This window comes from Bradyrhizobium sp., assembly GCF_049586575.1.
Lineage (GTDB): Bacteria > Pseudomonadota > Alphaproteobacteria > Rhizobiales > Xanthobacteraceae > Bradyrhizobium.
This window is the reverse complement of record NZ_JBAVCF010000675.1, coordinates 1-2,673: the sequence shown is the minus strand read 5'-3', so window position 1 is coordinate 2,673 and position 2,673 is coordinate 1. Positions and strand designations below refer to the sequence as shown.

Here is a 2,673-nt window from a genome sequence, read left to right as displayed (position 1 = left end):
CGGCATACTTGTTGCCGGCGAACACCGGCTTGCCGCCCTTCCAGATCGACTGGTGGCAGTGCATGCCCGAGCCGTTGTCGCCATAGACCGGCTTCGGCATGAAGGTTGCGGTCTTGCCGTAGATGTGAGCGACCTGGTGGATGCAGTATTTATAGATCTGCATCTGGTCGGCCATCAGCGTCAGCGTGTCGAACTTCATGCCGAGTTCGTGCTGGGCGGAGGCGACTTCGTGGTGATGCTTTTCGACCTTGACCCCCATCTTCGCCATGGCCCCCAACATTTCGGAGCGCATGTCCTGCACGGAGTCCTGCGGCGGCACCGGGAAGTAGCCGGCCTTGGTGCGGATGCGGTGGCCGAGGTTGCCGCCTTCATACTCGGTGTCGGAGTTGATCGGCAGTTCGGAGGAATCGAGCTTGAAGCCGGTGTTGTAGGGGGTGGTCTGATAACGGACGTCGTCGAATACGAAGAATTCCGCTTCGGGGCCGAAGAACACGGTGTCGCCAACGCCCATCGACTTGACCATGGCTTCGGCCTTCTTGGCCATGCCGCGGGGATCGCGGTTGTAGGGTTCGCCCGTGGTCGGTTCGAGCACGTCGCAGGTGATGACCATGGTGGTCTCGGCAAAGAACGGATCGATCGTGGCCGTGACCGGATCGGGCATCAGGCACATGTCGGATTCGTTGATCGCCTTCCAGCCCGCGATCGAGGAACCGTCGAACATGACGCCCTCGGCAAAGGTTTCCTCTTCGATCATGGTGACATCGAAGGTAACGTGCTGCCACTTGCCGCGCGGATCGGTAAAGCGCAGATCGACGTATTTGACGTCGTTGTCCTTGATCGATTTGAGGACGTCCTTGGCGGTCTTCATGAATCCCCCTGTTTTGACTGACTTGATCTGGGGCTGCACACGGCGCCCGGCCCTAGGTCAATACAATTGGGGGACGATCAAGACAACATCGGAATGGCCGGAGAACTGCTGCCAGAAGCGGCATTTCTTGCGCTGGCGGTGTGATCCAGCATCCAATCTACGCGCATAAGATCGCGATGCTTCGCGGTTGAAGCGCTCTGTCGGCCAAGTGGTCGACCTATCCCCTGCGGGGAGAGGTCGATTTTGCGCTAAGCAAATCGGGTGAGGGGGACATCAGGTTGGATCGACCGTAACCCCCACCCCCCTCTGCCACCGCAAGTCGGGCCTGCCCGACTTGCGCAAATTCACAATGCGCAGCCGGGGTAAACCCCGGCTGCGTGGGAGAGGGAGGGAGCGTACCTCGATCGTGGCCTAGATCGCGTCGAGCCCGGATTCGCCGGTCCGGATGCGGATGGCCTCTTCGATATTGGACACGAAAATCTTGCCGTCTCCGATCCGTCCGGTCTGAGCCGCACGCCGGATCGCATCGATCGCCCGGTCGACGAGTTCGTCGGAAATCACGATCTCGATCTTCACCTTGGGCAGGAAATCCACGATGTATTCGGCGCCCCGGTAGAGTTCGGCATGCCCTTTTTGCCGGCCGAATCCCTTGGCCTCGGTAACCGTGATACCCTGAAGTCCGACTTCCTGGAGCGCTTCCTTGACCTCGTCGAGCTTGAACGGCTTGATGATGGCTTCGATTTTCTTCACAGGTTGCCTCCCGGCACTTTCAGGGTCTCAAGGAATTTCAGGCTGGTTGTCGCGATATTGCGATGACGCAAATCTGATGGTCCCGCGCAGGCTTGATATTTGCCTGCCCAAGCCATCAGTTCAGACTTTCTTCCTCGGAAGCAGGGTCTATGCCAAATCGTTAAGATGTTGGAATCTTGAATTTTATCAGCCCTTTAGGGGACGCCGAAAAGCCACCGGCGGGAATCGACCAATCATAGGACAGATGTAAAAATAGGCAAATAGGTCAAACGGTGGGCAGCCAGCCGGGCTTGGTGCGCAGGAGTTTGAGAAAAGTGCCTTCGGAAAAGGCGTTGCTGTCAGGGGATTGGGCATGGAAATTCTGACCACGGCCGAGATGGAGCGTGCCGACCGGTTGGCCATTGCTGCCGGAACGCCGGGATTTGCATTGATGCTGAGCGCTGGCCAGGCGGTCGCAGCGGCGGCGATGGATATGGTCGACGACGGTCCGATCGTGGTGATCGCCGGACCCGGCAACAATGGCGGCGACGGGTTTGTCGCTGCCGCCGAACTCGCCGCGCATGGCCGGGAGGTCCAGGTCATTCTGCTGTGCGAGCGGGAGAACTTGCAGGGCGATGCGGCGTCCGCCGCGCGCGGCTGGAAATATCCGGTGCTGCCGTTCAATCCGCAAGCGATCGGCAAGCCGGCGCTGATCATCGATGCGCTATTCGGGGCGGGTCTCGACCGGGCGGTCAAGGGCGAGCCGTTCGATATGATCGAGGCGATCAACGCCAACGGCGCGCCGGTTCTCGCCGTCGATCTGCCGAGCGGGATCAACGGCACGTCAGGCTCGGTGATGGGAACGGCCGTGCGCGCCACGGAAACCGTCACCTTCTTCCGCCGAAAGCCCGCGCATCTGCTGATGCCGGGGCGTCTTCACTGCGGGACGGTGCGCGTCGCCGACATCGGGATCGACGCCAAGGTGCTTGGCGAGATTGAGCCCAAGACTTTTGAAAATATCCCGCCGTTCTGGCGTGGCTCATATCCGGTGCCCGAGACCGACGGGCATAAATATA

General features: G+C 60.1%; 3 protein-coding genes. 1 reads left to right on the top strand and 2 read right to left on the bottom strand.

Going from position 1 to position 2,673, the window contains the following annotated elements:
* Both WB528_RS24810 and WB528_RS24805 read right to left on the bottom strand, forming a co-directional pair.
* Positions 1–868, bottom strand: an 868-nt coding sequence (locus tag WB528_RS24810; protein ID WP_423891674.1) for a glutamine synthetase beta-grasp domain-containing protein, incomplete at its 3' end; no start/stop codon positions are given.
* Positions 869–1,279: 411 nt separating this feature from the next.
* Entirely contained in the window at positions 1,280–1,618 is a 339-nt protein-coding gene (locus WB528_RS24805) for a P-II family nitrogen regulator (protein ID WP_213741013.1), read from the bottom strand.
* A gap of 352 nt (positions 1,619–1,970) precedes the next feature.
* Between WB528_RS24805 and WB528_RS24800 the strand changes: the two genes are divergently transcribed.
* Positions 1,971–2,673 (top strand): NAD(P)H-hydrate epimerase (locus WB528_RS24800; RefSeq protein WP_423891672.1); only part of this gene is annotated, 703 nt, incomplete at its 3' end.